8 protein-coding genes are annotated in these 6,330 nt (G+C 68.9%); 5 read left to right on the top strand and 3 right to left on the bottom strand.

Annotated elements, in window-relative coordinates; translation table 11 throughout:
• Positions 1-648 (top strand): universal stress protein (locus tag ACN27A_RS33745; protein WP_421458956.1); only part of this gene is annotated, 648 nt, incomplete at its 5' end.
• A gap of 13 nt (positions 649-661) precedes the next feature.
• Here the strand turns inward: ACN27A_RS33745 and ACN27A_RS33740 are convergent.
• The 3 genes from ACN27A_RS33740 to ACN27A_RS33730 form a co-directional block, all read right to left on the bottom strand.
• Complete coding sequence (locus tag ACN27A_RS33740) at positions 662-1,981, bottom strand: alpha/beta hydrolase family protein (RefSeq protein WP_421458954.1); 1,320 nt, start codon at positions 1,979-1,981, stop codon at positions 662-664.
• A 374-nt stretch (positions 1,982-2,355) separates the two neighbouring features.
• On the bottom strand, positions 2,356-2,733 hold the full coding sequence (locus ACN27A_RS33735) for a thioredoxin family protein (protein ID WP_421458952.1): 378 nt from the start codon (positions 2,731-2,733) through the stop codon (positions 2,356-2,358).
• A gap of 36 nt (positions 2,734-2,769) precedes the next feature.
• Positions 2,770-4,149 (bottom strand): MBL fold metallo-hydrolase, encoded by a 1,380-nt coding sequence (locus ACN27A_RS33730; RefSeq protein WP_421458950.1) that lies wholly within the window; start codon positions 4,147-4,149, stop codon positions 2,770-2,772.
• 167 nt (positions 4,150-4,316) lie between these two features.
• Here ACN27A_RS33730 and ACN27A_RS33725 point away from each other — a divergent pair, with 167 nt between their 5' ends.
• The 4 genes from ACN27A_RS33725 to ACN27A_RS33710 all read left to right on the top strand — a co-directional run.
• A complete protein-coding gene (locus ACN27A_RS33725; protein ID WP_421458948.1) occupies positions 4,317-4,895 on the top strand; it encodes a rhodanese-like domain-containing protein in 579 nt (192 codons plus the stop codon).
• Positions 4,892-5,776 (top strand): sulfite exporter TauE/SafE family protein, encoded by an 885-nt coding sequence (locus ACN27A_RS33720; protein ID WP_421458946.1) that lies wholly within the window; start codon positions 4,892-4,894, stop codon positions 5,774-5,776. Before ACN27A_RS33725 ends, ACN27A_RS33720 begins: the two co-directional genes overlap by 4 nt.
• A gap of 58 nt (positions 5,777-5,834) precedes the next feature.
• Positions 5,835-6,104, top strand: a complete 270-nt coding sequence (locus ACN27A_RS33715; protein WP_421458944.1) for a metal-sensitive transcriptional regulator — start codon at positions 5,835-5,837, stop codon at positions 6,102-6,104.
• A 25-nt stretch (positions 6,105-6,129) separates the two neighbouring features.
• On the top strand, positions 6,130-6,330 hold a 201-nt coding region (locus ACN27A_RS33710; RefSeq protein WP_421458942.1), incomplete at its 3' end, for a DUF302 domain-containing protein.

The following is a 6,330-nucleotide window of genomic DNA, read 5'->3' as shown; positions in this document are numbered from 1 at the left end:
GCCACATCGCCGGGGCGAACCAGCGCGGTCAGCACCGAGATGCTGTTCGGGCCGATCGTCCCGACGCTGCTCGACACATCGAAGTCCGCCGGCATCGTCGTCGTCGGCTGTCTCGGGGAAGGCGCCGTCGCCCGGGCCGTGCTGGGATCGGTCAGCTCCGGGCTGGTGCACCACGCCCACTGCCCGGTTGCGGTGATCCATGGGGAACTGCAGCCCTCACCGCAGGCGCCCGTGCTCGTCGGTGTCGATGGATCGCCGGCCTCGGAGCTGGCGACCGCCATCGCCTTCGACGAAGCGTCCCGGCGCGGTGTCGATCTGGTGGCCCTGCACGCCTGGACCGATATGGGCCCGCTGGAGTTCCCCAGAATCAACTGGGCGCCGATCGAGTGGCGCAACATCAAAGACCAGGAGGACGAGGTGCTCTCCGAGCGGCTGTCCGGCTGGCAGGCGCAGTATCCCGACGTGACGGTTCACCGCGTGCTGGTGGCCGACCGCCCCGGCCCCCGGTTGCTCGAGCATGCCGACCGGGCACAGCTGGTCGTGGTCGGCAGTCACGGCCGGGGCGCGTCGCGCATGCTGCTGGGGTCGGTCAGCAGCGCGATCGTGAATGCCGCCCAGATCCCGGTGATCGTCGCACGACAGGGCTGAGCCGGCCGACGGATCAGCCGGTCAACGAGTCCGGGTGGCCGGGCTTGCTCGACTCCTCGGCGATCAACCCCGACTGCACCAACGCGTCGGTGACGAACTGCTGCACCGGCCGGGACTGGAAGAAGCCGGCGTGCCCGCCGCGATACCACTCGATGTCAGGGCGGCCCCAGTGCTCCCACAGCCGGGTGACCTGCTCACGCGGGTGGACCACCTGATCGGCCAGTCCCGCGTAGATGAAACGGCCCGTCGTCGGCACCTTGGGGGTCAGCGACAGCGGGGAGACCATCTGACCGAGCGGAGCGGCCAGCTCGATCGTGTCCCGGCGCGGATCGTCGCGCTGCAGCCCCGAGTGCCTGCCCAGCAACCCGATGAGGTCGGCGACGGGGACTCCCAGCACCGCGCACGTGAGGTCGTCGTCGAGGCTGGCCACCAGCGCGGCGACGAACCCACCCAAGGACAAGCCGTACAAGCCGATCGCGGCTCCGGGTTGTTGCTGCCTGATCCAGCCCAGTACACCGCGGACATCCCACACCGCGTTGGCCGTGGCGTGGATGTCGTCGAGCACGTCTTCGCCGGGGAACACTGCCCCCTTGGGCAGACCCTTCGCGCGAGGCCCGTGCAGCGGCAGCACCGGGAGCACGACGTTGAGGCCCAGTCTCTCGTGCAGGTAGAACGCCCGGAACAACGCCAGATCGATGGCGGCGCGGCCCATTTCGGTTCCGTGGATGCACACCAGCCAGGGCCGTGGTTCCCGGTGCCGCAGCATCAATCCGTACCCGTGGGATACCGCCCGGTACCCCAGCCACCGATCGGCCCCGGGCTCGTCGGGCAGCGGACGGTACCCGCTGTCCCACCTCAACCGGAAGTAGGCACGGCTACGGCGCTGCACCGGCGCGACTTCGACATCGGTCAGTCGACCCGGGGCGGTGAAGAACCCCTCCGGATCGCTGAGCCAGCCGCGGTTCCCGTAGAACTCCAACGCTTCGACGACCTCGGCGTGGATACGCTCGAAAGCCTGGGGATCACTGACCGGGCGACGGGAGCGCAGGCCGAGGAGCACGACCTCGTCACGCAGCGCCTCGGCAGCCAGCGCCACGGTCGGCCGGGCGATCGGCATCTGCCCCGGTCCGTCCTCGAGATAGTCCCGCCAGGACCGGGCGTAGTACCTTCCGGTCCTGGTCAGCGGGCGAATCGCATTGCGGACCGGCACCGCCCCGGGAACACGATCGATCACGGAGCGGTGCGGTTGCCGTACCTTGTCATCAGCGTCATCAGGTCCCACGAGATCGACGGTAGCGCCACGCTCCGCAAACACGCAGGAGTCCTTGGTCACACGCCGCCCGGCACATGGGACCCGGTGTCGGTCACTTCGGGCTTCTGGATGCGATGTAGGTGCTCACCACCGCCATCACGGCGATGATGGCGGCGATCAGAACGGCAGCGGTCGGCCAGTCCATGGTGTCCTCCTCGGCGTCTACCCAGTTCGACACCCACGCTATGGCGTCGGGCGGGTGCACGTCAGGGCCGTTGGTCCCGCCTGGGCGGGGCCGGTTGGTCCGACCTCGCGCAGGTGCACCGCTGTCCGGCCGGGACGTTGCGCATGACCTCGTCGATGTGCTGCCCGCAGCCCTGCCAGCCGATCTTGCCGCACCTCGAGCAGGTGGCTTGATAACACATGTCTCCTCCAGTGGTTGTGCCGAAGCGGTTCTAGCTGTGCGCTTCCGCGGCCTGCCGTTCGGCGATCTTGGCGCGCACCTGCGCCATGTCGAGACCCTTGACCTTGGCGATCAGGTCCTCGAGCGCGGCCGGCGGCATCGCGCCGGGCTGGCTGTACACCAGCACTCCGTCGCGGAACGCCATGATCGTCGGGATCGACCGGATGGCCAGGACGGCGGCGAGCTCCTGCTCGGCCTGGGTGTCCACCTTGGCGTGCAGGACGTCGGGGTGGGCTGCCGCCGAGCGCTCGTAGACCGGGGCGAAGGCCCGGCACGGGCCGCACCAGGCAGCCCAGAAGTCGACCAGCGCGATCGGGGTGTCGGTGATGGTGCTCTCGAAGTCGGACAGGGTGAGGTTGGTGGTGCTCATCGGTGGGAGTTCCTTTCCGGTGGTGTGGTTTTCGTCTCAGACGGTGGCGTGGGAATCGGCCCAGGCGTTGTAGCCGCCCTCCAGGTCGGACACGTTGTCGAAGCCCTCGGCGCGCAGCAGCGACGCCGCGACGCTGGAACGCCAGCCGCCGGCGCAGTGCACGACGATCGGGCGGTCTTTCGGGATGTCGGCCAGCCGCGTCCGGAGGTTGGCCAGCGGCATCGGGGTTGCGCCGGGGATGCTGCCGGCCTCGACCTCGCCCGGGTTGCGAATGTCGACCAGGGTGACGGCGTCGTCGGCCAGCAGCCGGTCGAGTTCGGCGACGGTGACCCGGGGCGCGGTGCGGATCAGGTCGGACAGCTCGGCGGGAAACTCCTCGCCGCGGCCCACTGCGAGGTAGCCGATCACGTTGTCCGAGCCGACGCGGGCCAGCCGCAGCGCGGCCTCCTGCTCCTCGCCGGGATAGGCGATCAGCGCGATCAGGTCGCCGATCTCGGCGACCATGCCGCCGGTCTCGGCGAATCGGCCGTCGAATCCGACGTTGACCGAGCCGTGCAGGTGCCCGGCCGCGAAGTCCTCGACGCTGCGCGCGTCGACGACGCGCACCCCGTCCTGCAGCGCCCGGCGCATCTGGGCGGGGGTCAGTGCGGTGACGGAACGGTCCTGCGCCAGCAGCGGGTGCACCCGCTTGTTCATCGCGGCGTCGACCGAGAAGTAGGCCGGCGCGGCGGGCTGGCCGTGCGTGACGAGTTCGATGAACTCCTGTTCGCTCATCGGCTGCACCGACGGATTCGTCCTGCGCTGCTCACCGATGGTGGAGGTCAGCTCGGTCGACAGGTTCTTGCCGCACGACGATCCCGCGCCGTGGGCCGGCATGACGGTGACCGCGTCCGGCAGCTTGAGCAGCTTGTCGTGCAGTGTGTGGTACATCGCGGCGGCCAGATCGCTGGTGGAGCTGTCACCGATGTTGACCAGGTCGGGTCGGCCGACGTCACCGATGAACAGGGAGTCGCCGGTCAGTACCGCGGTCGGCTCGGCGCCGGGATGCTCGCGCACCAACACGCTGATCGATTCCCAGGTGTGCCCGGGTGTGGACAGGATCTCGAGGTCGACTTCGCCGAGCGAGATGTGTTCCCCGTCGGCCAGCCGGCGGATCGGGTAGTCCGTCTCGGCGGCAGCACCGAATCCGATCCAGGCTCCGGTGGCCTCCACGAGCTCGAGGTGACCGGAGACGAAGTCGGCGTGGAAGTGGGTGTTGATCACCCCTTCGATCCGAAGTCCGTACTTCGCCGCGTCGGCGAGGTAGTCGGTGATGTCGCGGCGCGGGTCCACGACCACGGCGCGGCCGCTGGTTTCGTCGCCGATCAGGTACGAGGCGTGCGACAGGCATTCGATGTAGTACTGCTCGAGGATCATCGTGTTCCTTCCTTGTGTGCGCTGGGGTCGCCGGTCGCGGCGATAAATACCCCTACGGGTATATTACGTGCGAAGCAACCTTGGTATTCCGGCTTGACGATACCCCCATGGGTATGTATCAATGAGTAGAGCATATACCCCAATGGGTATCAAGAAAGGACCTGAACATGACCGCACCCGTGCCCGCCACCATCGACTCGGCCGACCTGAACAGGCTGCTCGCCTCGCCGACCCCGCCGCGCGTCCTCGACGTGCGCACCCCCGGCGAGTTCGAGACGGTCCACATGCCGGGCTCCTACAACGTGCCGCTCGACCTGCTGCGTGAGCACCGCGACGAGATCCTCTCGCACGTCGACGAAGACGTCGTGCTGGTGTGCCGGTCCGGGCAGCGCGCCGCGCAGGCCGAAGAGACGCTGCGCCGGGCCGGGCTGTCCAACGTGCACATCCTCGACGGCGGGATCACCGCCTGGCAGACCAACGGGTTCACCGTCAACCGTCGGGGCCAGCGGTGGGACCTGGAACGCCAGGTCCGCCTGGTCGCCGGCCTGATCGTCGCCGTCAGCGTGCTGGCCAGCATCTTCGTGCCCGGCCTGAAATGGGTGGCCTTCGCCGTCGGCGCGGGCCTGACGTTCGCTGCCGTGACCAACACCTGCGCGATGGGGATGCTGCTGGCCAGACTGCCCTACAACCGGGGTGCCAGCTGCAGCCTGCAGACCGTGGTCAACCAGTTGGTGGACACGAAATGACCACCATGCTCGCGCTGACCGTGGGCCTCGCGGTCCTCGTCGGCGTCTCCCTCGGACTGCTCGGCGGCGGCGGGTCCATCCTGACCGTGCCGCTGCTGGCCTACGTGGCCGGCATGGATCCCAAACAGGCGATCGCGACCTCCCTGCTGGTCGTCGGAGCGACCAGCGCGGTCGGCGCCATCTCGCACGCCCGTGCCGGACGGGTCCAGTGGCGCACCGGGCTGGTGTTCGGCGTGGCCGGCATGGCCGGCGCGTACCTCGGCGGCCTACTGGCCCGGTTCATCCCGGGCACGGTGCTGCTGATCGGGTTCGCCGTCATCATGATCGCCACCGCGTTGGCGATGCTGCGCGGACGCAAGGACGTCGACCCCGGCGCGGCACCGAAGTCGCTGCCCGCCGGAAAGGTGGTGCTCGAGGGCCTGGTCGTCGGACTGGTCACCGGCCTGGTCGGGGCCGGTGGCGGCTTCCTGGTGGTTCCCGCCCTGGCCCTGCTCGGTGGGCTGCCGATGCCGGTGGCCGTGGGCACCTCGCTGGTGGTGATCGCGATGAAGTCGTTCGCCGGGCTGGCCGGGTACCTGTCCAGCGTCCAGATCGACTGGGGCCTTGCCGGCGCCGTGACGGCGGCCGCACTGGTCGGCGCGCTGATCGGAGCCCGGCTGACGGCGGTGGTCGACCCCGACTCGCTGCGCAAGGCCTTCGGCTGGTTCGTGCTGGCGATGTCGTCGGTGATCCTGTGGCAGGAGGTGCATGCGGTGGTCGGCGGTGTCGCACTGGCCGTGGTCCTCGTCGCCGCCGCAACCAGCTTCGTCTGCGCCCGGGTCCCGAAGTGTCCACTGCGCCGGTTGAACGGCAACGCCAACACCGCAGCGGCGGCGACCTGACCGGGCATATATACCCCCGCGGGTACAATGGGGGCATCACAGAGAAAGGAGCTGCGCCATGATCGGAAACGAAGAGGCCATGGCCGCGGTGTTGAATCGCCTGCGTCGCGCCCAGGGCCAGCTGGCCGGCGTGATCTCGATGATCGAAGACGGACGCGAGTGCAAGGACGTCGTCACCCAGTTGGCGGCGGTGTCCAGTGCACTCGACCGTGCCGGATTCAAGATCGTCGCCACCGGGTTGCGCGAATGCGTCACCGGCGACGCCGCGGACGGCGACAAACCGATGACCGAAGCCGAACTGGAGAAACTCTTCCTGGCCCTGGCCTGAGAAGACGCTCACGAAAGGACGCCCGATGGGATTCGCACTGTCCACCGTGCTACACACGTCGTTCGACGACGCGGTCAGCCGCACCCGGGAAGCGCTCGCCGGCCAAGGGTTCGGGGTCCTCACCGAGATCGACATGCAGGCCACCCTGAAGGCCAAACTCGGCGAGGAGATGGAGAAGTACCTGATCCTCGGCGCCTGCAACCCGCCCCTGGCCCACCGCGCCGTC

Source organism: Micromonospora sp. WMMD737 (assembly GCF_049179055.1).
Taxonomy (GTDB): domain Bacteria; phylum Actinomycetota; class Actinomycetes; order Mycobacteriales; family Micromonosporaceae; genus Micromonospora; species Micromonospora reichwaldensis.
The sequence above is the reverse complement of the archived record's forward strand: the minus strand, read 5'-3'. Positions and strand labels throughout refer to the sequence as shown.